The organism is Methanocalculus taiwanensis (genome assembly GCF_024372745.1).
Classification (GTDB): domain Archaea; phylum Halobacteriota; class Methanomicrobia; order Methanomicrobiales; family Methanocorpusculaceae; genus Methanocalculus; species Methanocalculus taiwanensis.
In genome coordinates this window covers 53,778-77,736 of sequence record NZ_VOTZ01000005.1, presented here as the reverse complement: position 1 = coordinate 77,736, position 23,959 = coordinate 53,778, and the positions used below count along the sequence as shown (strand labels likewise).

Here is a 23,959-nt window from a genome sequence, read left to right as displayed (position 1 = left end):
TATTTTTACTCAATCACTATTGCAGGCTTGAAGGGGAGTGCCATCCCGGCTTTTGCATGGCCACTTGCCTCAGCATGCAGCACCTTAACCTTCACTGAAAACTCTTTTTCGATGAACGTGACGGCATGTGTGAAGATTTCATACTCATCCGGTGCCAATGAGGAAATGTCCTCTACAAGCTGCGGGGGGAGGCTGTGAATCAGCTTGATCACCTGTGAAATGGTGTTTGCCGCTTCTTTCCCGCGCTTTCTCATCGAGTCATCCTTCATCAGCTCTTTTGTCACCGAACGTTTATCTTCAGCAGCAGCAACCCGCCTGAATACCTCGTACTTCCATTCTGGTGCCAGCAGAATAGTCAGCTGGCCTGGCGTTACCTGGATGATCTTTATGATCGACTCGATATCCTCGATAGTCCGGACAATAAGCTCTTCCGCAAGCTCAATTTCCGGGTTAATCCGGGTCTGATCGGGGGCAGGCCATTCTGCAAACGAGACGAGCCCGTCATGCCCCATCTCACGCCAGAGCGATTCACAGGTGAAGGGTATGACCGGGGCGAGGAGCCTGACCCATGCATCTGACACTTCACCAAGCACTGCGCCACCGGGTGATCCGGCAGGCAGACGTCGGCGGTACCATTTCAGATCCGACTCGATCCCGAAGTACGCCTCCTGAAGCGCCTGCCGGGTCTGGAATAGCTCAAGTGACTCTGTCATTTTTGCGATCCGCCTTTGCAGACGGGATGAAAGCCAGGCATCAACATCGGTTGTTCCGGTTACCCCCCCTGATTCTGCAATATACCCGATAAACCGTTCAATCTGTTTCCTGACAGACGATACAAGCTCGTTTCTCCAGTCGAAATCCTGCCAGGGCTCGGCTGACCCGACCAGAAACATCCGTACAGTATCTGCGCCAAACTCCTCGGCAGCATCTTCCAAAAGGAAGACATTTCCTTTAGATGATGACATCTTCGCACCATCCAGAAGACCCATACCAAAGACGACCATCCCTTTTGGCTGAAGTTCATCGGGGAAGATGGCACGATGGTGGAAGAGCTGGAAAGTGAGGTGGTTTGAGATGAGATCTTTTGCCGAGAACCGGTAATTGTATGGGTACCAATAGAGGAACTCTGATCTGAGCGCATCCAGGGTGGTGCGATCGACATTCACTGGGTTCCCTCTCCCAAGGAAGATATAGTCGAAGACCTCGGGGGTGAGGGATTCTGCCGGTATCCCGCTGATCCGATGGGCAATCGTATAGTATGCCATATAGACCGTTGAGTCGGAGAGCGGCTCAAAGAGCCATTTCGGATCCCAGGGAACCCGTGTACCGAGCCCGACCCGCCGGGTGCATGCCCAGTCCTTCAGCCAGTCAACGGTGCGGTCAAACTCTGCCCGCACCTCAGGCGGGACGAGTGCGATCTTCTCTATCTGATCATGTACCTGCTGTTTCCATTCCAAATCACTGTAAGTGAGGAACCACTGATCATCGAGGATTCGTACATAGGCCCGGCTTCCACACCTGCATATGACAGGCTGCTGATCGAAATCATAGAACCAGATCGATCCGTACTCTGCCTCCATGACAGCGCCAACATCCTCACGTGCAACCCGGACAGGCTTTCCTTCATGCTCCCTGCAGCGTGCAAGGAGTTTCCCGCGTGAGAACTCAGCCGAATAGACCTCCTGGGTGACCTCATCCATCTTTGGATCATGCTGATCGACGATTCCATGCCGGATCACCGCCTCCTTCGCCGGTATCTCTCCATATCCATCAACCTTGATAAGCGATACCGGCTCAATATCGGTATACTCTCCCTTCTTCTGGAGATCCAGTAGAGCGATATAATCAAAGGGGGCATGTGCCGGAACACTCATAACAATGCCCGATCCCATGTCAGGGTCAACAAAGCCTGCAGGAAGAATTCTGACACTTCCACAGAGGGGATGAGAGACAGTCCTTCCGATGAGTTCAGATCCATCAACCTCGCCGGTGATTGCCACCGTATGCTTCTGGAGTGCAAGCTTCTCTGCTGCCTCACGCGAGAGGAGCCATGCGATGCCATCAACATCTGCCTTCACATACCTGACATCCGGATTGACCCAGAGATTGGTCACACCATAGATCGTTTCAGGGCGTAGTGTGGCACAGGGTATAATATAGCCGTCCATTTCAAAGTTGACGAAGATGAACCTGACGATCTCCGCCTTATCACCTTCGAGGAGATCGTGATCGCCAACCGGGTTGTCGCACTGCGGACAGTACTTGACAGGGTGTTCACCCCGGACTACCCGTCCCTGTCCATTTAAATGGCTGTACTGCCATTCAATAAATTTTGAATATTGGGGAAGGATTGTGGTAAACCTGCGGCGCCAATCGATCGAAAGGCCGAGCCTACTCATTACCCGCTGGTATTCATTTGAAAAATGATCGACTATTGCCAGGGGATCGGAGAAACGATCAATAACATCACTGGGCACTTTATAGAGATCACGATAAAGGGAAAGCGTCTTCGCATCTCCGCGAGCAATCCGTTTTGATATCCCGATAACCGGCGAGCCGGTCACATGGAATGCCATCGGATAGAGGACCTGACGCCCTCTCATTCTCCAGAACCGGGCTATTACATCCGGAACAATATAGGTTCTCCCATGCCCGACATGCATCGCACCGCTTGGGTATGGATATGCAACATTGATATAGCACTTCTCTTTCTCTGATGGATCGGAATGAAACGCAGTCTTCCATTCCTCTTCAACATCCGCCTCAGACAATCTCAGTTCCAAATCACCCACAATTAATCCCCTCATCATTTTTTTATGTTACTCCACCGGACGAACGGTTATCTTTTCACCCTCAGCATCCCGCCTGAGCATCTCCTGTGCAATGGAATTGTTCCGTGCAAGGAGGATCTCCCCGTTCTCTTCCACGGTTCCGGTAAAGAGGTATTCCTTACCGGAGAAGACATCGACGATCTTGCTGGCATGCTCAGGACAGGCAAGAATCAGGTATTTCTTATCTGTCCTGATCGTCACCCCCTCTGAGGGTTGAGCTTGAGCAGTTGGCTCTTCAATTCCTTTGACCAAAGAAGCATCCAGTTCCGAACGTGAACGGATATCAATTCCGACACCGACCTTGTTGACAATTGAAGCGATATTTTTCCCTCCTTTTCCAATTGCAGCCGGTATATCACGATCCTCGATATAGACAGTGGCTTTTGAATCCGAGATCATCCGGACATCCACATCCCCTTCCGTGAATCTGCCGATCTCTTTTAGGATCTCTTTTTCAATCATCTGCCACTGTGTTGGAACCTCAGGTTCTGATACTAATTCATCAGCAGCATCATTGCAGGGGTTTTCCATAGGAACAGCTGACTGATGTGCCGGATACACAATCGTCTCCCCGCCATAGCGGAAGATCTCAACCACAGGAAGGCCGGTCTCGTTATCTGCTACCGTAACGATCGGTGAGGGAGAGAGCTCCATTCCCAGCTGTTCAAGGCCAGTCGGATAGCCGATCGATAACGTAACCGAATAGACTTTTTCGATCTGACCTTCGGAGACGAAGATGATCGAGGGGATCACCTGAGGCAGGATACAGAAATCAATCCGTGAAAGGAGCCGCTGGATTGCATCCTGAACCCTGTGTGCATGAAGAACACCGATCATGCCAATGCCCGAAAGATGGAGATCGGCATAGATCGAGAAATCACCCGGTTTCCTGATCTCATCGAAGATGACAAAATCAGGCCGGACGAGGCTGAGAAGTTCTGCCGTCTGTTCCATGCTCCCATCCAGTGCCGTATACTGAGTGATATGATCCGGCACCTGAAGATCACGGGGTGTCTCCATCGTCTTCACGACGAAATTGCGATCCGCAAGGAATATAGCGATGCTCTGCGCCAGTGTCGATTTTCCTGAGCCTGGCTGACCGACGATGAGCGTGCCTGATCTCCCGCTGATGATCGATTCTTTAATCTCATCAGATCTGCTGTAATCTTCAAGCGAGATATCTGCGATCGGACGGATCACCGTGATCTCCATTCCATCAGAGAACGGGCGCCTGGTGATTGCGATTCGAAGCGATCCAATCTGTACAACCGTCACACCCTTCTTCTCAATCTCGATGAAGCCATCAGGATGGCGTTTTGCACGTTCGAGAATCTCCTGTGCCAGTTTCCTGAGCTCATACTCGGTCATCGGGGATTCGCGTATCTGTTCAAGTCGCATCTCCTTCAACCGCCCCTTCTTGGCATAGGGAGCTACCCGCTCCTTGAGATAGATGGCAACGGTATTCTCATCAAAAAAGTGATCGATCCCAAGCGGTGTGAAGTTCTCCTGCTGCGCCTTCATGAAGATGACGGGGATCCCTTTTGCCCGTGCAACCTCCGCCTGAACGATGTCGGAGGTCATAAATGAGGCTTCGTACTCAATGGCGGCATTCCGGATCATCGAATCGATTTCGCCGCCGCTCGCCAGTTTCACCTGCTCCAGCTTTGGACGTTCGCCCACAAATTTCAGTTCGATCAGCCCCTCATCCCGCATTCTGCAGAGTTCCTGGATCTCTGTCAGACCGGAAAAACCGATCTCCCGCCCGTGGTTTGCCTGTGCCTCAAGTTCTGCGAAAACAGCCTCAGGAATGATTATTGTTGCATCTTTGCATTCACCGGTTTTGATCATTGATGTTATGCGCCCATCAATGACAACGCTTGTATCAGGTACCAGTTTCATAAAAATTCTACCATTATCATCTCGGTTATGGATATCGGAGAGAAAATAGGCCTACCATTACCATTACCGGCAATAATCAGCCTTTTTTGTATTTTATCGCCCCGATATGTGCCATTATTCATATACGTTCCGATATGGAAGACCCCGGATCACCGCTAATATCGTATACGTCTGACCCGGGATCCAAGTCAGACTCTGCTATTCTATTTTCTGTTACGCAATAGCGTAAGAGATACTAGAATATAAACATCATGCGCATCGTACCGGCAGGAAAAGACTCGGAACCTGAAAGGCAGAGAAGTATTCAGATCCAACAATTTTGTTGCCTAAAAAACCTCATCAGCAGATCGCAACCCACCCGGAAAAACGATCCCAAAACCAGAGGGCTCAGGAAGGCTTCCTGAAGAGGGAGAAGGAGATATTATATGTACACAGTCTTTGGATCAATCATGCGATCGAAGAGGATCGTTCCATCAAGCGACCTGTAGAAGCAGGAGCGGTATCCCATATGGCATGCAGCCCCGGATTGTGAGACGAGATAGAGGAGGGTATCTGCATCACAGTCTGTCCTGATCTGGATGACATGCTGGAGATGCCCACTCTCCTCCCCTTTCTTCCAGATTTTCCTCCTGCTCCTGCTGTAGTAGTGGGCATAGCCGGTCTCAAGCGTCAGGGAGACAGCCGCTTTATCTGCCCATGCAACCATCAGCACCTCGCGTGTCTCTGCATCCTGCACAACCACAGGGATCAGCCCATCCTGAAATATGAGTTCAATCAAGCCAGTCACACCCCCATAAACGCCGTCATAAGGGTAAAGAGTATGTCGCCGATGAGGCATGAAATAATAAGTCCGGCTGTGATCGGGATGAAAAATGGAACCCCATATGATATCCAGACGGAACCAGCCTTCGAATACAGTGTAAGCTCCTTTTGGAACTCCTCCGGGTGTTCACGGAGATCCCGTGTATAGATACGATCATCCTTTGCCATTCTGCTGATCGCCTCTGTAAGCGGGATAAACCTGCGCTGCAAACCATCTGTTGTCTCTTCAAAATCCTCGATGATAAACCCAAAAACAGATCGGAGATCGTCTGAATGTACCGGAAATCCGATAAAGCGATATAATATAGGTGCCCGGTTTCCTTTGAGGGTATTATAGATGAAGAGGAAGAACGGTATGAAGAGGTTTAAAATCAGCGCATTGGTGAGGACGCTGAATGCAAAGATCGGAACAGGAGGATATCCAATAAGCGGTTCAAATGGGAAAAGCGGAATGAGAAGGGCAATAAAGATCAGCCCCCATGCATCTGCACCACCAAAAAGGCCAAAGTATGCAATTGCATACATCACACCGCAGAAGACCAGGGTAATAAGAACTACGATCAAAAACCATGAGATATCCCCCATAAAAAGAAGGTAGTAGAGATAACCCGTAAATGGGACCGATACAAGGATCATGGGGTACCATGTCCGGAATGGAACCCGGCGATCACGGATATCCAGCAGAGATCCGTACAGAAATGTCAATGCCACCGCAAGAAAGGGGATGGCCAGATATGGTATCATTACAAGAACTATTCTGGCTGATAGATTATATATGGCATGGCATAGATTCTCATGGTAATAAAAACAATCCAACCAGAGACATCGGTGCCGGAACAGGAGGAGCAGGAGAGATGCCTGAGGTCAAAAAGAAAGAGAGCAGATCGGGATCACTGGCAGACTGTATCCAAACGGCAATAGAGGAGAATTTCTCCGGAACCATCGGGTATCGGGCAGGAAACAGCCAGCTGGCATCACTTATCTTTGTCCGGGGAGAGCCTGCCGGCGCCGAATATGCCGATTCCGCCGGCACAATCTACGGTGATGTGGCAGTACTGAGGCTTCCGGTTGCACCAGGGTATTTTGCTTTCCCCCTCTCTGAAGAGGAGGCAATAAAACGTGCTGCCCGTGCGCGGATCTACCATCCGGAACGCTTGCTCGCCCACGCATCGGTAAAAGACCAAAAGAGCAGCATAACCGGAACAGGGCAGCCGGGCATCGGAGTGGTCACCATCATAGTAAAAGGTGGCACAGCTATAAAGCCAGGACTCAGGATCGAGCTCTGGAACGAAGGTCGTATATGTGCAACCGATGCACTTGATCAGCATGGGAGGGCTTCATTCCGCCTTCTGAAAGGGGAGTATGAATGCCGCCTGCGGGAGGGTATCAGGCTGGTTTCTACTACAACCATATCATATCCCGGGGGAGATATGGAGATCCCATTATCAATTGATGGAGCCGGAGGATGAGGAAGAGGATGCGGGACCGTATCTTCCCATTCTGGAAGAGAAAGAAGAAGCCGGATTCATCCGCAGAAATGCAGGAGACAAAAGGCATACCTCAGGGATCCCAAACCGGGATGGCGGCTTCCACAGAAGGAAAAGGATCTGCCACACCTGTTCTTCAGGATGAACATCCCGTCACTCCCTGGCAGCCTGATGAAGGAAGCCCTGTATCCATACCAGATTCCCAACCACACGATCAGTTCCCAATTAAGACAAAAAATAATCCGGAGAGGAGAGGAATCTTTTCATACCTTCGGAGAAAGAAGAAGCCAGCTTCTGAAAAGAAGATTCCTCTGATTGGAGACGAGGGCACCTCCGACAGGGAAGAAATATACCACCTTCCCCAGGAAGAGAAGAAATCCGGACCTGCTTCTTTGAAAGAAGTGCCGTATGGCTATGAGAGGGACAGCGAACCGTATGCCACTCATCCCGTCATTAAATCCGGTACAATACGTGATCGCTTTTTCCCGTTCTTTTCCGGGCCGAATAGAGAGACAGCACACAATGATATCCCGGAGGATAACGACAGTCTGGAAGAGCTCGTTGAAGAGCTGTTTGCTTCTACCCACGAAGATGGAGAGAAGCGGGATCACCCTTATGATACAGAGCCCCTCCCTTACAGAAGTCCGGGGTTTGAGGGTGATAAGCAGCCCCTCCCAATCGATAGAGAAGATCTGCATCATAAACCCCCTCATCCCATCCCCCTCCAGGATGTGGTGATCACAACTGCATCTCCAACGATTGCAGCAGGGAACCGGACGGAACCATCAGTCAAACAGAGAGAAGACGCCGGATTCGATGCAAGCAAAAAGAACACTTCCATCCTGCAAAGACTCTCTCCAAAGAAACGTTTGCGGGAGGACTATGATCCCGCCATACACGGGTCGCTGGTCGATCTTGGTTTCATACCAACAGCGGGTATTGAGGAGGTTGAGACCTATCCTGTTCATCCCCCCTATGCGTATATTCGCATCCTCTACGATGTGATCTCCCATGAGTACACGTACCAGGTGATTGAACCCCCCATAACAAAAGGTGAGGAGGAGCTCTACACCGAGATCAAACACCGCCTCTTTGAGAGCCTGGATATCAGTACGCGCGGTCTCTCCCGCGAAGAAACCCAAAGCCTCCTCCGTGAAGCCAGCCGCAAAATAATTGAAGATTATGATATCCACCTCAGCCCTGTAGAAGAGGAGAAGATACTCTATCGGATGGATTGCGAGTTTATTGGAGACGGGTTGATCGATGCCATTATGCATGATCCCTTCATTGAGGATATCTCATGCGACGGCCTGAATACACCAATCTTCGTCTATCATACCAGGTACGAATCGATGAAGACGACGCTCTGCTATACCGATTCTGCTGATCTCGATTCATTTGTCACAAAACTTGCCCAGAGGGCAGGAAAATATATCTCGATTGCTGAGCCGATCCTTGACGCCACAATGTCTGACGGATCCCGTATCCAGATGACCCTTGGGACCGAGGTGACCGCACATGGATCGACATTCACCATACGGAAGTTCCGTGAGGAGCCAATCACCCCAACAGATCTGATCGAGTGGAAGACCTTCTCACCCCTCTCGATAGCATTTCTCTGGCTTGCAGTCGAGAGCGGAAAATCCTGCCTCTTTGCAGGAGGAACGGCATCCGGAAAGACCACCTCCTTAAACGCAATCTCACTCTTCATGCCTCCGCTTGCAAAGATCATCACACTCGAAGACACCCGTGAACTGAAACTGCCCCATGCAAACTGGATTCCTAGTGTCACCCGCGATTCATTTGATACCGGGGGGCGTGGTGAGATCGATCTCTATGAACTGCTCAGGGCGGCGCTCCGCCAGCGGCCGGAATACCTCCTTGTCGGCGAGGTTCGTGGGCGGGAAGCCCTGACGCTCTTCCAGGCGATGAGCACCGGCCATATTACCTATTCAACAATACACGCGGACTCGGTGGCAAGTGTGGTGCACCGCCTCGAGAACCCACCGATGAATGTTCCCCGGAACATGTTATCCGCATTAAACCTCGTCTCGATCCAGGTGCAGGCGAGGGTCGGCGGGCAAAGGATCAGGAGAAACAAGCAGATAATCGAGATTCTTGATATCGATCCAAGGACAAATGAACTAATTACAAATGAAGTATTCCGGTGGAAACCATCCACCGACGAGATATCGTATCTTGGGAAATCCTATATCCTTGAGGATATCATGGAGGAGAGGGGCTGGGATGATACCCGGATTCAGGAAGAACTCAAACGGAGGCAGGAGGTGCTTGAATGGATGCGGATACGAAAGATACGGCATTACCATGAGGTTTCTGCCATCCTGATGGATTACTTCAGAAATCCTGACGATGTGATTATACGGGTACGAAAGGAACTCTATGAACAGCTATGAACTCTTCTGTTTCAACCTCCTCGGGGAGAGGATGAGGAATAAAAAAGAGAGTTACACCGAGCTGCATGGGAACCTTATCGCGTCCAGAAACAAGATTCCGTTCGAGGCATACCTTGCAACAGCAATCATCACGGCGCTGATTGCAGGTATCCTTGGCGGTGCCATTGCTGGAATCATCAGCTATATCTTGCAGATACCTCATCTGATCACCTACAGCGGATCACTCCCTGTCATCATATACCAGTATGCGGATCTTCTCCTGATCGCCGGGACGATTGCAATCACATTCTTTTCACTGCTGCTCATTGGGGGATCGACCTACTTCTTCTTCCTGATATATCCCTCGATTATGGCAGGCGAGCGGAAGAGGAAGATCGATACCAGCCTCCCGCATGCGATCAATTATATCACCGCAATGTCCACAGCCGGGATCACTCCTGCGGAGATCTTCCGCCTGCTTGGGGAATCTCCTGTCTATGGCGAGAGCGCCTCAGAAGCCCGCTACATAGCCCGTGAGATTGATGTATTTGGCCGTGATCTCATCGATGCCCTGAGGGTCGTCTCGACGATCACCCCCAGTGACCGGCTGAAAGAATTTCTGCAGGGCGCTATGGGAGCCATTTCGAGCGGTAGCAACCTGACTGAGTACTTCAAACTGAAAGCAAATCAATATGCAATCGAGAACCGCCAGCAGCAGAAGGCATTCCTTGATACGCTCGGCCTGATCTCTGAATCCTATGTGACAGCCCTTGTTGCAGGGACACTGTTTCTGGTCATTCTTCAATCGGTAATGTCTATGTTATCCGGGGGGGGCGATCCGATCTTCCTCTATGTGATCATCTACCTGATCATGCCGTTTGGGAGCATCATGTTCCTCGTAATGATCGATTCCATGACTCCGGAGGTGTAAGATGAGGTGGAGAGCGAAATCATCGGAGCCTGAGAAGAATCCCGATACAATAATTCATGAGCAGATTAAGAGGCGAAATAAGAGGGAAAAGGGGTTTTGGGGTTTTTTACAGCATCCTGTCCAGTCACTTATTCATAACCCTCTCCATTCCCTCTACCTGACAGTCCCGATCTCGCTCACCATCGCTTGTATCTGGTTTGTTATCGTATACCGCCAGTTCGGCCTGGATTTTGTGCTTGGAACAACCATAATCGACGATATACTGATCATTACCACGCTGCTGATCATCACCCCACTTGCCCTCCTGGATTTCTTCTTTGACCGGCGACAGAGAAGTCTTGAATCGGCACTCCCAAACTTTTTCAGAGATCTGGCAGGTATGAATGAATCCGGGATGACACTACCCGGTGCCGTGGCACTTGTCGCACGCGCAGAATATGGGGCGCTGACACCCCATATACGTCGCCTTGACCAGGAGATGTCATGGAGTGTCCCGTTTGTTCCGGCGATGCTCCGGTTTGGCGAGAGGATACGCACCCCACTGGCAACGCGGAGTGTCGATCTGATTGCAAAAGCGAGCAGGGCTGGAGGTGATATCTCAAATGTCCTCCGTGCAGCAGCCATCGACACCTACGAATTTGTCTCGCTCAAGACGGATCGGCTGAACAATATGTTCATTTATATCGTTATCATCATCATCTCCTTCTTCGTCTATATGTTCGTCATAGGCATCCTGACCAGTACATTCCTCGGTACAATGGCAGAAGCAGGCGAGGCAGCAGAGGCATCCGGAGCCGGTGCAGGCTTTATGGCATCAATAAATATCGATTTTTATAAAAGGATCTTCTCCCATGCGGTCATTTTGCAGGGATTCTTCTCCGGGCTGGTTGCCGGCCAGATGGGCGAGGGGAGGGCACTTGCGGGATTGAAGTTCTCTGCTATGATGGTCCTCATCGGCTGGATAGTCTTCCGGTTCGCCATCTAAGGCATTCAATAAAAAAATGAAAGAGATCGAATTGAGTTGATTTTGCTGGAGGCATTAATTTATATTGTCAATTTTATACCCCTTTTGCGAGAGCAGGTCTTTTACTCTGTCACGATGGTTTCCCTGCAGCTCGATGGTATTTCCTTTTACGGTTCCTCCGCAAGCCAGTTTGCTCTTTAGGAACTTTGAGAGATCCTCGAGATCAATCTCATAGGGATCAAGGCCATCAACAACGGTCACCTCTTTTCCATACCGTCGCCGGTTGATCTTTACCTGAATTCTCTGCTGTTCCTTGGCGACCTCCTCACAGATACACAGTTCCTGGGGAAGTCCACATTTTGGGCAGATGCCACTGTTCATTAACCAGTACTGGACGTTCATCTCTATTTATTGTATGTGGTTGAGTGGCAAAGAGAAACTTCATGGACAGGTCAGATCATAATGCCCATTTTTATCTCCATGAAGAGAGTACGTATGAACCATGTCGCTTCTGGTGCTTGGAACCGCCTCCCATGTAGGAAAAAGTGTCACTGTAGCCGGAATATGCCGTGCGCTCTTCAATCGCGGATATACAGTCGCACCCTTTAAAGCGCAGAATATGAGCCTGAACTCATATATTACAACAGACGGCAGTGAAATTGGAATCGCCCAGGCGATGCAGGCAATTGCCGCCTTCCGTGAACCTGCCGCTGAAATGAACCCGATTCTGCTGAAACCAAAAGCTGACAGCATCTCACAGGTCATTGTCCTTGGGAAGCCATACCGCGATCTCCCGATTCGGGATTACTACAAGGAAACTGATGCGCTCCTTGAAGTGGCTGTTTCAGCATATGAACGTCTTTTTGCTGAGACTGGTTGTGTCATCTGCGAAGGGGCAGGCGGGGCGGCGGAGCTGAACCTCTATGACCGTGACATCGCCAATATCCGCCTTGCAGAGAGGCTTGAAATACCAATCATACTTGTTGCAGATATCGAGCGGGGAGGGGTCTTTGCCCAGCTATATGGTACCATTGCCCTCCTACCGCCGAAAGTCAAAGTCCATGTTGCCGGTGTGATCATCAACAAATTCAGGGGCGATCCTGAGATCTTTGCATCAGGGATCAATATGATCGAAGAGATCTGCTCGGTTCCGGTTCTTGGGGTTGTGCCATACACCGATCTCGGCCTTCCGAGTGAAGATTCACTCTCCCTCTCCGATAAACGCGCATCTTCCTCCCCGATTACAATCGGGATCATTCATCTCCCCCGGATATCGAACTTCACCGATTTTGAAAGCCTTGAACGATCCGCAGCAGTAAGCTATGTACGGCCAGGCGATCCGCTTGCACCCTATGACTGCATCATCATACCGGGTACAAAGAATACTGTCGAAGATCTTCTTCATCTCAGGAGAACAGGCACAGTTGATGAGATCCTTGAAGCGCAGAAGAGGGGAGTGGTGGTGATTGGGATCTGCGGAGGGTACCAGATGCTTGGCAGGATGATTCATGATCAGGGGATCGAATCAGATCATGATGCGGTCTATGAAGGAATCGGCCTATTACCTGTTGATACCAGGTTCTCCGAGTACAGGAAAACAACGATCAGAGTCACACGTACAGCAGAACCGGTCGGGCCGATACTGTCTGCTATCGGTGAGGTGAGCGGATATGAGATTCATATGGGGGATTCGTTCAGAACAGGCGGTCTGGAGGCGTTTTCAGGGGAAGGAGCAGCCTCGGATGACGGGCTTGTCTTTGGGACATACCTGCACGGGCTCTTCCAGAACGAAAACGCAGTGAATGCCCTCCTCAGGTACCTGTACGGAAAGAAAGGGCTTTCCTATACGGAACAGAAATGTGTCGATCCCTACGATCACCTTGCCAGACACCTTGAGGCGCATATTGATATGGATACGCTCGTCTCACTCGCACGGCCCGTTATATCGGAGAGAACAAAAAATACGTGAAAATCAGATTTGGGAGGTAGAGCATGAGTATACGGATCTCATTTACCCTTGAGAACGATCTGGCACACCAGATTGAACAGTTTGCACAGGAAAAGAGGATTGAAAGGAACGAAGCGATTCTAAGACTCATCGAAGCGGGCATAGAAAAATATGCCGAAGACAGATCCTTTGTTCCGGTTCTGCGGGAGAGGAGCTTTGAGGAGGTGAAGGTGATCAATCGCTCACTGGAGAGCCTCACAGATGCTGTCAAGGATCTGAAGAAGGAGATCCGGGTAGTACACCATATCCTCGATCTGAAATGGCAGAATAATCAGCAGCCTGCGCCACAGGAGACCCGGAGATGGTGGGAGTTCTGGAAGGGGCTCTGATTCTGGATCAGCTGATAATCGACATGATACTCCGGTAGCCTTCACTCACCATATCATCGCACCAGACCCGTGTGACTGACTTCAGATCAACCTCATCTGTTGCCCCACTCCGTGAGCAGTATGCCCGTGCAGGTGAGGGCATCCGCCTGCCATGTACCTCAAAGTAACGCGAATGGGCGCAGAAACGGCACCGATCAAGGGTCACCGGCTTTCCGGGGAGGCAGGGCACTGTGCTATTGTGAACCTCCAGGATCCGCATCCCCTCCTCACCCATAGAAGACCACCTCGTATCCTGATGCGGCCAACGCCTTGCTGACCTCCTTCTTCCATTCCAAATCGGGCACACCCCCGTACCGCTCCTTCAGGCCAATCCAATCATCCTGAAGGGCCGGATCATCGGTTTTGAGATCGCGCCTCCCTTTCATCTCGCCGCAGAGGGCATCTTCCCGCATCACTTTCCCGGTACAACAGATATAGTCCCGGCAGAAACGTGGGCGTGACCGGTAGATGGTGCAAATGACTCTATCTTCGTCTTCTCTCCTGAGGAACGGACAGGCATGAGGATGCTCGTTCTGGTATGAAGTATCTGCAAAAAGCGTGGATCTGCCCGGATCAAGCACAGCCATGAAAGATTCTTTTGTGAGGGAGAGCGTTACGGAGTATGCCCCTCCGATCTTCTGGTTAATCGTAATATACCGCCCAAAACCATTGCAGCATCTGCCGCAGAAGGTACAGGTGAACTCAGAACCCATACATTCACTCTTTTGCTGATGAGTGATAAGGGTATCCGGGGAGCAGATCAAACTCATTTAATTGATACCGGGTTATATATCCTTACCATGAAAGTCTGCATCATGTGCGGGGGTGAGGGGACACGCCTCCGTCCGCTGACATTTGAGCGGCCAAAGCCCTGTATACCAATAGGAGGAATCCCCTCCATCCAGCATCTTGTGATGCACCTCGCTAATCTCGGATTCACCGATATAGTCATAACGATCGGTTATCTTGGGGATAAGATCAAAGATTCACTTGGCGACGGATCGCTCTTCTCCGCAGAGATCAACTATGTCGAGGAAAAGACAAAACTGGGTACAGCAGGATCAGTGAAAAATGCACAGGAATATCTCGACGGGATGCCTTTCCTTGTCGTCGGGGGGGACCATGTCACCGATATTAACCTCCTTGAATTTTATCGGGAACATAAAAAAATGAATGCGATCGCATCTATCGGGCTCATCGGTATCGATGATCCCTGTGAGTATGGGATCGCCGAACTTGATGCCACCTTCACCATCCAGCGGTTCAAAGAGAAGCCTGGGCCCGGAGAAGTCTTCTCAAACCTTGCCAGTACCGGAATGTATGTCTGCAATCCCGAGATTTTTGATTATATCCCTGAAAAAACCAAATATGATTTTGCCCGCAATCTCTTTCCCGACCTGATGAAGAGAGGATATCAATTGAAAGGATGGCTTGCCAGAGGTAACTGGACAGATGTCGGATCCCCGTCTATGCTCCGCCAGGCTGAGAGATGGAAACTGAATGATGTCGGAATCACGACGATACAGGGAAACCTGAGTGTTACCGACGCCCAGATAACCGGCCCTGTCAGGTTTGGTGATTCGATCACTCTCGGTGCACGTTCCCGCGTCATTGGGCCGGTTTCCATAGGAAAGGGGGTGGCTATCGGAGAGGATGTTATAATCGGCCCCTATACATCCATCGGGGATGATTGCTGCATCAGAAGCAGGGCAAAGATCTTCTCCTCCTCGCTCTATTCGGGCGTTGCAATCGGGGCAGGCTCCACTGTCAGTGGGAGCATCATCGACAATGACGTTTCCATAGGAGGAAACTGTTCGATCGAGCATGATACTGTGATTGGACCCCGTGCAAACCTTGGAGATGATGTCGTCATCCATTCGCGCACCAGGCTCTGGCCCGAAGTATCGATTCCGGATGGTGAAGTGGTGAAAGAGTATGTCCTTAATGATTCATTTGACACGACATGGGATGGATCATAGCCTCAGGGTAGATTTCAGGCAGAACCACCTCATCAAGGTCTTCGACACAAGAAGAAGATATCAAAAAATGTGAGTGGTTCAGTCGTGTGGAACCAGACGGTGTGTGATTGCAACGAGAGGATGGCGTGCGTAGTCCATCACCTGGATATCATCAAGTGAGTGGAGGTTCATGCTCTCTGCGGTCCGTTCGAGCCCCAGCTTAATGTCATCATTAATGACAATGATATAGGCATCGAGGTTTTTGATGCCAAGACGCTTTGCTGCAATGGCACGGTGGTGGCCATCGACCATGATCCATCTCCCGGATCGTTTCACGACAATAACCGGTTCTGCAAGCCCTTTTTTGATCTCGTACATCCGGCCTTCAAGTTCGTCCTGGTAGATCTTCCCCTGTGTTGGCCTCAGCCTGTCAACCGGCACATTGCCCCGCTCAAGAGCTGGTTCGATCCCATAGAGTTTTTTCAGGGTCGACATGAAGTTGTAGACTTTCCCTGGAGAGACATGCTCAATCTGGGATCTGATCACATCGGCATTCGAGATGATCCCGACAAGTTCATTCTTCTCATTGACAACAGGAAGCTTCTGAATACCTGATCGGAAGATTACACGGGCAGCATCAGTTATGGGCATATCGGGATCTGCAACGATTAAGTGGCGGGACATGATCTGCTCGATCCTAACCGATGGATGCACTCCAATTATATCGCGAGCTGAGATATAGCCAACAACCTTATTCCCGCGAAGGACAGGGAAACCGTCATGCTGGGTCGATCGGATATGATCGATCACATCCTTTATCATGCCGTCTGCCTTCACAGAGACGACATCGTAGGTCATGTAGTCACGGACCTTTTTCTTGTCTAATGGCACGCTCTTTTCCACAAATCACCATCGGATAGTCGTTAGAATGAAGATATCTTCCCTGCAGAGAGAAAAACCTGCATTGTTCATGAGATTTATGTATATATCTGATCAACAGGGTATATCAGATCACCCATTCCCGCAGCCGGGGGAAGAATGTATCAATCCTTCCCCATGCAACAGACTGCGGGGGCGCAGATACTGTGAAGCGGTGCAGGTAGAGGACTGGTTGCTCTACCGGGCATTACATAGCAGAGGAGTTGTATTTCATGTATAGTCATGTAATGATCTGTGTGATGTTTCTGCGCAACACTTTCTATTCGATCTGAATCGCACGCACTGAAGGCGCCTCGGTCTTCTTCAGGTGCACTTCAAGCACGCCGTTTTTAAAGGTGGCCTGAGCACCGTCTTCTGTGACATCGACCGGGAGGCGGACCATCCGGCGCATCGATCCATACATCCTCTCCCTCATATAATAGTTCTCACGCTCATCCTTCTTCTCAGTGCTCTGCCGGGTTGAGATCTCAAGTGTCCGTGGATCATAGAGCTGGACACTGACACCTTCCTTCTCAAATCCCGGGAGATCTGCTACGATGACGACTTCATCTTCGTGGTCGCTGACATCAACCCTGAAATCGCCACGGATGGCAGGCATGAAGCGATCGGCAACCCCACCGCCTGATTCGGGCAGGAGGTTGCGGCTTCCCGAGAAGACATCCTGGAAACGTGCCTCCATCTCTGCCATCATCTCATCGATCTCCTGTCCGATCGATCCAAATGGATATCTTCGTCTTTCCCATACCATAGTCTCATTCCTCCTATGCCACACAACGTGTGGCTAACCTTTCGTTAGGGATTTGTACAATATATAATTTTCTATCATCATACCATCCCCGCCTGAGCCTTTTTATCAGCCCTTGCAGGCAGATTGACCAGCTCATCAAGTTTGAGGACATAGCCGATGATCACTCCACGGTAATCCCTCTTCCTGATTGCCTGAAGACGGATGTCCTGTTTTCTCCCGCCCGCAATCCGAATGGTCAGATCAGTGCAGGTTCCAATCAGATCTATCATGGTATTCCGGGTGATACAATCCCAGATCGAGAATTCTTCATCCATCATTGATACCACTGGTTTACAATCCATAATGTCATCGATATGCAAAAAGAATGCCTCATTATGTGAGAGGGCGGTGAGATACTCAGCAGAGGGATTACTAAAGAGCACCCTGCCATCTTTATTCAGGAAGAGAATGCCGGTTTCAAGTGAAAGGAGTGCATGGAGCCTGTATCCCAAAATGCCAAAACGCTTCATGAAGAGGGCATGTGAGTTCACTAATATTCTCACTGTAAATTACCGGAAACCTGATGATAGCCCGGATGGAGATAACCGATAATCCCAAAGCGATTGGCCGGATCAAGCGTTCAGAAACTGCAGCACTGCGTGTATGCGATATGATCCGGCATATAAATCGCATAATTGTTCCAGATATAGTGTGAGAGGTCAACGGCGAGGAAAGGAGTTTACGTGTCCGGTCTGCGGGCACGTTGACCATGCTGATCTGAATGCAGCATTCAATATCGAACTCCGTCAAAAAAGCATGGTTGATTATGTACAGAAAGAGATGTATACGATGGGAGCACTGATACCCCTCGACGCAATGCTTGAAGAATGCCAGGCAACGTCAGAGCCCCACGTGTTTTAGCCGTGGGAATATGTCAGGTCACAGACAAAAGAATATAACATTTTTACCTCCCAACTCCTATCAGATAAAGAGCGTGGATAATAATGATGGAGATTACAATAGCAGATAGCCAGGGGGTCAGGTTTGCAGATGTTTCCGGAAGAATAGATTCGAAAACTGCACCTGAAGTAGAGAATATACTCAGATCATTTACCGGAGAGCAGGAGGGGAATGTGATTGTGAACTGTTCCGGTCTTGAATATATCAGCAGTGGGGGGCTCCGCGCACTGCTCATTATTGAGAAAGAAATGAAGGGATCTGGCCGCCATTTGATCCTCTGCGGACTCAGAACTGATGTCGAGAAGATATTCCGGCTGACCGGATTTACATCAATTTTCACCATCGAAAAGACCGTTGGCGATGCAATTGAGCATCTCCGGTGAGATATGCAGGCTCGGGAATGGATCCGTTTTGCCGGGGGAGGAGAATTTTCCTTCTATCCGTTGATCAGGAAGATCGATATCCTCTCATCAAACTCCTATCTCATCGGATCAGAGGACGACCTTATCCTGATCGATCCTGGTGCCATCCCGGGGCAGGCAGATACAATACTCTCTGTCATCTCGGATCTCCCCGGGAGCCGGCAGTTAACCAGCATACTGCTGACTCACACCCATATGGATCACTGCCATTCGCTCGTCAGCCATCCTGTTCTCTCATCGTTTGCAGACCTCGCCTACTCGCATGTATCCGGCTTCGAAGCCCTGAAAACAGAAGATTATGGAGTGACCCAGGCAAAAATCCTCGGTAAGAGGTTATCTCCGACACTCATTGGCAACCCCCTCTTCACAGGGAATCAGGAAGCTGGAAGATACGGCCTTTTTGAAGAGACGATACCATGCTCAGGTAATCTTGAGATCACCGCCTATCATACGCCGGGACACAGCCCGGAGAGTATATGCTACAGGATCGGAACAAGCCTCTTCATCGGGGATACGCTCTTTGCAGGATCCCCTGGTATTGCAGGGATAATCGGTTATTCGCGTAATGATCTGCTTCATTCCCTGAATGGGCTTAAACAGATGATTGCTGGCGAGAATATAACAGTCTGCTACTCTGGCCATGGGAACCCGATCCCGGCTGTGGATGCCATCAGGAGTATTGATCTCGTTTCAAAGCAGGTAGAGGAACTAAACGGGATCGAGACCCAGACACCCGAGAGGATGAAAGAGACCGCACTCTTTGCCGAGGATTTGATGGCGGAGATCGATGAGACCCTCACCATCATCTCGGGCAGGATCACGTTTGTATCTCATATGCTGGAGGAGCTGGAGGAGGGGGATTCTGCCGGAAAGATCTCATCTGTAATCGATTCAGCGGCAGTCGATGACCTGCTTGCCAGATATAACAGTTTTGCTGAGGAATACCGTAGGGGTGCCCATCAGCATATCCTGCTTGCATTGAACGCCGCTAATATCGCAGGAAAACTCGAACGGCTCATCGATCGGGGAGGGCTGGGTGCAGTAATCGAGCCCTGGCTCCTCGACCATCTCGATGAGCTGATAAACGATTATATGACTCTATTCCGTGGATTCAGACCTATTGCAACGCTTAAAGACTGTAATACAACCGAAATCTGCCGTACTGTTTCAGATTCGCTTGATCCCCGCAGTACCGATCAGGTCCTTGAGACTATATCCATGGAGGATTTCACTGCCGCACTTGCCCTCAGGATGGGGAGGGTGCGGGTTGTGAACGAGGACTCGATCATCGTTTGCGCTGGGGCAGAGCCAATCGCCGCGATCATGGACCCTGTCAGGTTTGAACGGGCTGCCCATACCCTGATCACAAGGTGTGCTGCGTATGGCGCCGATAAGATGGCACTAATGATCAGCAAAACAGATGAAGAGACTGTAACAATCACTATTTCTACCGGAGAAGAAATTTTTGAGGATGGGCAGATGAGGTACCTCAGAAGAGCCTTCGCACTCTCCGGGGGTACTGTCCGCAGGATCGATGACGGGATCACTGTCGCATACCCTGCCGGACGAACAATTATCTAGATCACCGGACGAGTATAGCATGCTATGCAGATCCTGACATCTATCCTGATTATTGGAGGGCTTCTCTGTCTTGCCCTCTGTATCCCTCCTGCCGCAGCAGAGCCTACCGGAACGATTCAGATCACCTCAGAGCCGGATGGTGCTGAAGTATATATCACCAATGTCTTTCGTGGATATACGCCGCTCACCGTCACTGATCTACGTGCAGGCATGATAAGATTCCAGCTGAAAAAAGCCGGCAGTTATCGGAACTGGAACGGAGTTGCCTACATCATGCCCCAGGAGACGGTCAGTGTGCATGCAGTTATGGCACGGGGCGAAACACAATTCAACGATTACGGCAGTATTGTCATCAACTCAGATCCAGGCACCAGTGTTTTTCAGAACCAGAACTTCGTCGGCACAACAGATGACGCAGGATCCTATATCATCTCACGGGCAGATCTCGGTCTTCACCTGATCAATCTTCAAAAAGAGGGATACCAGTCTTATTCCGAGCTCGTTTCAGTTGAGTCAGGAAAGACAAGCGGTGTAACAGCGGCACTGATTCCCACGGGAGCAGCACCAGTACAGGTTCCAGCTCAGGCAACCCAGGTTCCTGCCGCACCACTCCCGACAGCACCGGAGCAGAGTGCCGGATCCACAGGCATTGTGATCTCGGGCATCCTGCTCGGGGTTGCCTGCCTTCTGATTACTCGCCGGACCTGATTTTGTCTGCGATCCAGTCGCCGACACTGCTCGTTGACTGGGAGCCACCCATATCTTTTGTGACATACCCTGCCACAATTGAGGACTCAATACCTTTTAAGACAGCATTTGCTGCCTCTCTCTCGCCAAGCGAGTCCAGGAGGAGTGATCCCGCCCAGATGGTTGCCAGGGGATTTGCAATATTCATGCCCTTATATTTGGGTGCAGAACCGTGGATCGGCTCGAACATCGAGATCCCATCAGGATTTATGTTTCCTCCAGGTGCCAGCCCAAGGCCGCCCTGGATCATCGCACCGAGATCGGTGACAATATCCCCAAACATATTCGGGGTGACAACGACATCGAACCATTCGGGATTCTTGACAAACCACATCGTCACTGCATCTACGAAGGTAAACTCAGTTTCAACATCGGGGTATCCTTTTGATACCTCGGTATAGACCTCACGCCAGAGCCCGTAGATATCAGAGAGGACATTTGCCTTATCAACAGACGAACACTTCTTCCCCCGATCCGCTGCCCGCTCAAAGGCATACCGGATCACTCGCTCTGCACCTTCACGGCTGATCAAGCCTATCTGGTATGCAACCTCCTCGGCATCGCTCTCGACATCGACTCCGAACTTGATGGAATAGAGGTTCCTGATCACTTCAAGGCTCGTCTTCTCAGATCCCTTGAACCGGGAGCCAATTCCGACATAGAAATCCTCGGTATTCTCCCGGACAACCAGAAAGTCGATATCCTCAGGCTTCTTGTTTGCTAAGGGCGTCTGGACACCATGCAGGAGCTGGATCGGGCGAAGGTTGATATACTGGTCAAAATGGAACCGGAGCGCAAGGAGGATCCCTTTCTCAATAATACCCGGCTTTACACGGTCATCGCCAATCGCGCCGAAGAAGATCGAGTCGCAGGCTTCAAGCCCCGTAATGTCCTCTTCTGTGAGGAGCTCGCCGGTTCTGAGGTACCGGTCAGACCCGATATCAAAATCAACCCATTCGATATCAAAGTTGTATTTCTCGCCTGCTGCATTCAGTACAGATCTACCTGCATTGATGATCTCAGGCCCGATTCCATCTCCTCCAATTGCCGCTATTCTGTGCATGTCTTAACCTCCGGGTGTGCCCGTGCATATTCAACAAGTCCGCCAGCCCTGATGATCTCAAGGAGAAATGCCGGAACCGGGTCAATTGGATACCGCGTCCCATCAGATTCTATATAGCCCTCCACTGTGTCGACAGAGATGACTGCACCATCCTGGATCTCTTTTGCTGCTGACGATGTCACCGGCAGAAGGCCGGTATTGATTGCATTTCTATAAAAGATCCTGGCAAAGGATTCTGCAATGATCACCCGGACACCCGCACCGCGGATCGCAAGCGGAGCGTGCTCGCGTGATGAGCCGCATCCAAAGTTCCTGCCTGCAACAATGATATCTCCATCTGTTGCCTTTTGCGAGAACTCGTCACGGGTTCCCTCAAATGCATGGGTTGCAAGCTCTTTCTCATCATAGATTGTTAAAAACCGGCCCGGTATGATTGCGTCGGTATCAATATCATTTCCAAACTTCCAGACCCGCATCGACTACACCTCCCTCGGATCGGTGATCTCACCATACAGTGCACTTGCAGCGGCAGTTGCCGGTGAGCAGAGGTAGACCTCAGCCTCGGTACTGCCCTGCCTGCCACGGAAGTTCCGGTTCGAGGTGGAGAGCGAGACCTCACCCGGCGCAAGGAGCCCGAATGCTCCACCCATACATGGTCCGCAACAGGGTGCTTCTACAAGCGCTCCTGCCTCGACAAAACGTTCGATTAAGCCTGCCCGGAGGGTCTTAAGATATTCGTCGCGGGATGCCGGGATGATGATCACCCGCAGCTTCTCAGAGAAGGTATCGTCTCCGAGCACCTCTGCTGCCTCCTTCATATCCTCAAAACGTCCGTTTGTGCACGAGCCGATGAAGACCTGGTCGACTTTCCGCCCGGCAACCTCTTCGACAGGTGCAACATTGTCGACATTATGCGGTATTGCCACCTGCGGGGATAGCGTGGTAACATCATATCCCCGTTTCTCAAGATAGGTGGCATCAGAATCAGGAGCAATATCGACAGGATCAAACGAGCCCCGATCCTTCAGGTACTCCATCGTGACTGCATCCGGCGGGACAATCCCGGCTTTGCCACCCATCTCGATTGCCATATTGGAAACTGTCATCCGCCCTGCCATATGCATGGATGAAAACGCCGATCCACCGAATTCAAGTGCCCGATAGGTGGCGCCATCCGCCCCGATATCCCCGGCCATCCGAAGAACCAGATCCTTTGGACCAACCCGCCTGCCAAATGTCCCGACAGCATCCACCCGGATCGTCTCCGGCACCCGGAAGTAGAGAGCACCATATTTTAAGGCAAAACCCATATCGGTCGAGCCGATACCGGTTGCAAATGCCCCGACCGCTCCATACATGCAGGTATGCGAATCGCTGCCAACGACGATGTCGCCGGGGGCAACACGCCCCTTCTCAACGGCAACCTGATGGCAGACTCCCTCGCGGAGATCATAGTTTGTGATACCCTGCTCTTCAGCAAACGCACGCATCATCACGTGGTTCTTTGCCGCCGGAATGGAGTCGGCAGGAATCTGGTGATCGAAGAGGAGAATAATCTTCTGTGGATCAAAGACACGCTCCCCTCCCATCTCCCAAAACTGGGTGATGGCAAGGGGCCCGGTGATATCATGGATCATCGCAGCGTCAATTCCTGCCATGACCACATCACCCGCTCTAATCGTCCTGCCGCACTTCGATGAGAATATCTTCTCAGCAACAGTCATTCCGTTGGCCATAGCTATACATATGGATCTTTTTAATATAGGATAGTTTGTATGGCCCGGGGAGGAAGGAATTTGCCCACTGAAGAGGGGACTTTTATATGAAGTGCTGGGGAGAGGGGAATCTTCTTTCTG

Annotated in this window: 24 protein-coding genes; 11 read left to right on the top strand and 13 right to left on the bottom strand. The window is 50.7% G+C overall.

Annotated features, from left to right (window positions below; translation table 11 throughout):
- Window positions 1–5 precede the first annotated feature (5 nt).
- The 4 genes from leuS to FTO68_RS03630 form a co-directional block, all read right to left on the bottom strand.
- The gene (leuS, locus tag FTO68_RS03645) at window positions 6–2,792 is read right to left on the bottom strand and encodes a leucine--tRNA ligase (RefSeq protein ID WP_255332013.1); all 2,787 of its coding nucleotides are present in this window, start codon (window positions 2,790–2,792) and stop codon (window positions 6–8) included.
- Window positions 2,793–2,819: 27 nt separating this feature from the next.
- On the bottom strand, window positions 2,820–4,730 hold the full coding sequence (locus FTO68_RS03640) for a PINc/VapC family ATPase (protein ID WP_255332012.1): 1,911 nt from the start codon (window positions 4,728–4,730) through the stop codon (window positions 2,820–2,822).
- Window positions 4,731–5,151: 421 nt separating this feature from the next.
- Window positions 5,152–5,505: a phosphoribosyl-AMP cyclohydrolase gene (gene hisI, locus FTO68_RS03635; RefSeq protein ID WP_255332049.1), complete on the bottom strand. Its 354-nt coding sequence runs from the start codon at window positions 5,503–5,505 to the stop codon at window positions 5,152–5,154.
- 8 nt (window positions 5,506–5,513) lie between these two features.
- A complete protein-coding gene (locus FTO68_RS03630; protein WP_255332011.1) occupies window positions 5,514–6,296 on the bottom strand; it encodes an A24 family peptidase C-terminal domain-containing protein in 783 nt (260 codons plus the stop codon).
- Between the two features lie 110 nt (window positions 6,297–6,406).
- Here FTO68_RS03630 and FTO68_RS03625 point away from each other — a divergent pair, with 110 nt between their 5' ends.
- From FTO68_RS03625 to FTO68_RS03610, 4 genes are read left to right on the top strand one after another with little or no spacing between them, the layout of a single operon-like run.
- Entirely contained in the window at window positions 6,407–7,021 is a 615-nt protein-coding gene (locus FTO68_RS03625) for a hypothetical protein (protein WP_255332010.1), read from the top strand.
- 8 nt (window positions 7,022–7,029) lie between these two features.
- On the top strand, window positions 7,030–9,456 hold the full coding sequence (locus FTO68_RS03620; protein ID WP_255332009.1) for a type II/IV secretion system ATPase subunit: 2,427 nt from the start codon (window positions 7,030–7,032) through the stop codon (window positions 9,454–9,456).
- Window positions 9,443–10,366 carry a type II secretion system F family protein gene (locus tag FTO68_RS03615; RefSeq protein ID WP_255332008.1) on the top strand — a complete coding sequence of 308 codons (924 nt, stop codon included), beginning with the start codon at window positions 9,443–9,445 and terminating at the stop codon, window positions 10,364–10,366. Before FTO68_RS03620 ends, FTO68_RS03615 begins: the two co-directional genes overlap by 14 nt.
- 1 nt (window position 10,367) lies before the next feature.
- Window positions 10,368–11,351: a type II secretion system F family protein gene (locus FTO68_RS03610; RefSeq protein WP_255332007.1), complete on the top strand. Its 984-nt coding sequence runs from the start codon at window positions 10,368–10,370 to the stop codon at window positions 11,349–11,351.
- A 54-nt stretch (window positions 11,352–11,405) separates the two neighbouring features.
- Here FTO68_RS03610 and yciH read toward each other — a convergent pair whose 3' ends face one another.
- Window positions 11,406–11,711, bottom strand: coding sequence for a stress response translation initiation inhibitor YciH (gene yciH, locus FTO68_RS03605; protein WP_255332006.1), 306 nt, complete (start codon window positions 11,709–11,711; stop codon window positions 11,406–11,408).
- 121 nt (window positions 11,712–11,832) lie between these two features.
- Between yciH and FTO68_RS03600 the strand changes: the two genes are divergently transcribed.
- Together FTO68_RS03600 and FTO68_RS03595 are read left to right on the top strand one after the other, a co-directional pair.
- A complete protein-coding gene (locus tag FTO68_RS03600; protein WP_255332005.1) occupies window positions 11,833–13,299 on the top strand; it encodes a cobyric acid synthase in 1,467 nt (488 codons plus the stop codon).
- Window positions 13,300–13,322: 23 nt separating this feature from the next.
- Window positions 13,323–13,667 (top strand): type II secretion system protein E, encoded by a 345-nt coding sequence (locus FTO68_RS03595; RefSeq protein ID WP_255332004.1) that lies wholly within the window; start codon window positions 13,323–13,325, stop codon window positions 13,665–13,667.
- A 7-nt stretch (window positions 13,668–13,674) separates the two neighbouring features.
- Here FTO68_RS03595 and FTO68_RS03590 read toward each other — a convergent pair whose 3' ends face one another.
- On the bottom strand, window positions 13,675–13,941 hold the full coding sequence (locus FTO68_RS03590; RefSeq protein ID WP_255332003.1) for a hypothetical protein: 267 nt from the start codon (window positions 13,939–13,941) through the stop codon (window positions 13,675–13,677).
- A complete protein-coding gene (locus tag FTO68_RS03585; protein ID WP_255332002.1) occupies window positions 13,934–14,419 on the bottom strand; it encodes a YkgJ family cysteine cluster protein in 486 nt (161 codons plus the stop codon). Before FTO68_RS03585 ends, FTO68_RS03590 begins: the two co-directional genes overlap by 8 nt.
- A gap of 87 nt (window positions 14,420–14,506) precedes the next feature.
- On the opposite strand from FTO68_RS03585, the gene FTO68_RS03580 reads away from it, so the two are divergent.
- Window positions 14,507–15,685, top strand: a complete 1,179-nt coding sequence (locus tag FTO68_RS03580; RefSeq protein WP_255332001.1) for a nucleotidyltransferase family protein — start codon at window positions 14,507–14,509, stop codon at window positions 15,683–15,685.
- Window positions 15,686–15,763: 78 nt separating this feature from the next.
- Here FTO68_RS03580 and FTO68_RS03575 read toward each other — a convergent pair whose 3' ends face one another.
- The 3 genes from FTO68_RS03575 to FTO68_RS03565 all read right to left on the bottom strand — a co-directional run bounded on the left by FTO68_RS03575 (window position 15,764) and on the right by FTO68_RS03565 (window position 17,881).
- Entirely contained in the window at window positions 15,764–16,522 is a 759-nt protein-coding gene (locus FTO68_RS03575) for a CBS domain-containing ParB/RepB/Spo0J family partition protein (protein ID WP_255332048.1), read from the bottom strand.
- A 340-nt stretch (window positions 16,523–16,862) separates the two neighbouring features.
- Entirely contained in the window at window positions 16,863–17,351 is a 489-nt protein-coding gene (locus tag FTO68_RS03570) for an Hsp20/alpha crystallin family protein (RefSeq protein ID WP_255332000.1), read from the bottom strand.
- Window positions 17,352–17,428: 77 nt separating this feature from the next.
- Entirely contained in the window at window positions 17,429–17,881 is a 453-nt protein-coding gene (locus FTO68_RS03565) for a nitrogen regulation protein NR(II) (protein WP_255331999.1), read from the bottom strand.
- Window positions 17,882–17,993: 112 nt separating this feature from the next.
- Here FTO68_RS03565 and FTO68_RS03560 point away from each other — a divergent pair, with 112 nt between their 5' ends.
- The 4 genes from FTO68_RS03560 to FTO68_RS03545 all read left to right on the top strand — a co-directional run bounded on the left by FTO68_RS03560 (window position 17,994) and on the right by FTO68_RS03545 (window position 21,001).
- The gene (locus FTO68_RS03560) at window positions 17,994–18,251 is read left to right on the top strand and encodes a zinc ribbon domain-containing protein (RefSeq protein ID WP_255331998.1); all 258 of its coding nucleotides are present in this window, start codon (window positions 17,994–17,996) and stop codon (window positions 18,249–18,251) included.
- Window positions 18,252–18,334: 83 nt separating this feature from the next.
- Window positions 18,335–18,673, top strand: a complete 339-nt coding sequence (locus FTO68_RS03555) for an STAS domain-containing protein (protein WP_255331997.1) — start codon at window positions 18,335–18,337, stop codon at window positions 18,671–18,673.
- Between the two features lie 3 nt (window positions 18,674–18,676).
- A complete protein-coding gene (locus FTO68_RS03550) occupies window positions 18,677–20,293 on the top strand; it encodes an MBL fold metallo-hydrolase (RefSeq protein ID WP_255331996.1) in 1,617 nt (538 codons plus the stop codon).
- Window positions 20,294–20,317: 24 nt separating this feature from the next.
- Complete coding sequence (locus FTO68_RS03545; protein WP_255331995.1) at window positions 20,318–21,001, top strand: PEGA domain-containing protein; 684 nt, start codon at window positions 20,318–20,320, stop codon at window positions 20,999–21,001.
- Here the strand turns inward: FTO68_RS03545 and FTO68_RS03540 are convergent.
- Genes FTO68_RS03540 through FTO68_RS03530 form a run of 3 tightly spaced genes read right to left on the bottom strand, consistent with a single transcriptional unit; the run spans window position 20,985 to window position 23,839 of the window.
- Window positions 20,985–22,103: a 3-isopropylmalate dehydrogenase gene (locus FTO68_RS03540; RefSeq protein WP_255332047.1), complete on the bottom strand. Its 1,119-nt coding sequence runs from the start codon at window positions 22,101–22,103 to the stop codon at window positions 20,985–20,987. The two genes, FTO68_RS03545 and FTO68_RS03540, sit on opposite strands and share 17 nt — an antisense overlap.
- A complete protein-coding gene (locus FTO68_RS03535; protein WP_304364195.1) occupies window positions 22,091–22,579 on the bottom strand; it encodes a 3-isopropylmalate dehydratase small subunit in 489 nt (162 codons plus the stop codon). The genes FTO68_RS03540 and FTO68_RS03535 overlap by 13 nt, the downstream gene beginning before the upstream one ends.
- Window positions 22,580–22,582: 3 nt before the next feature.
- Window positions 22,583–23,839 carry a 3-isopropylmalate dehydratase large subunit gene (locus tag FTO68_RS03530; protein ID WP_255331994.1) on the bottom strand — a complete coding sequence of 419 codons (1,257 nt, stop codon included), beginning with the start codon at window positions 23,837–23,839 and terminating at the stop codon, window positions 22,583–22,585.
- Window positions 23,840–23,959: the final 120 nt, after the last annotated feature.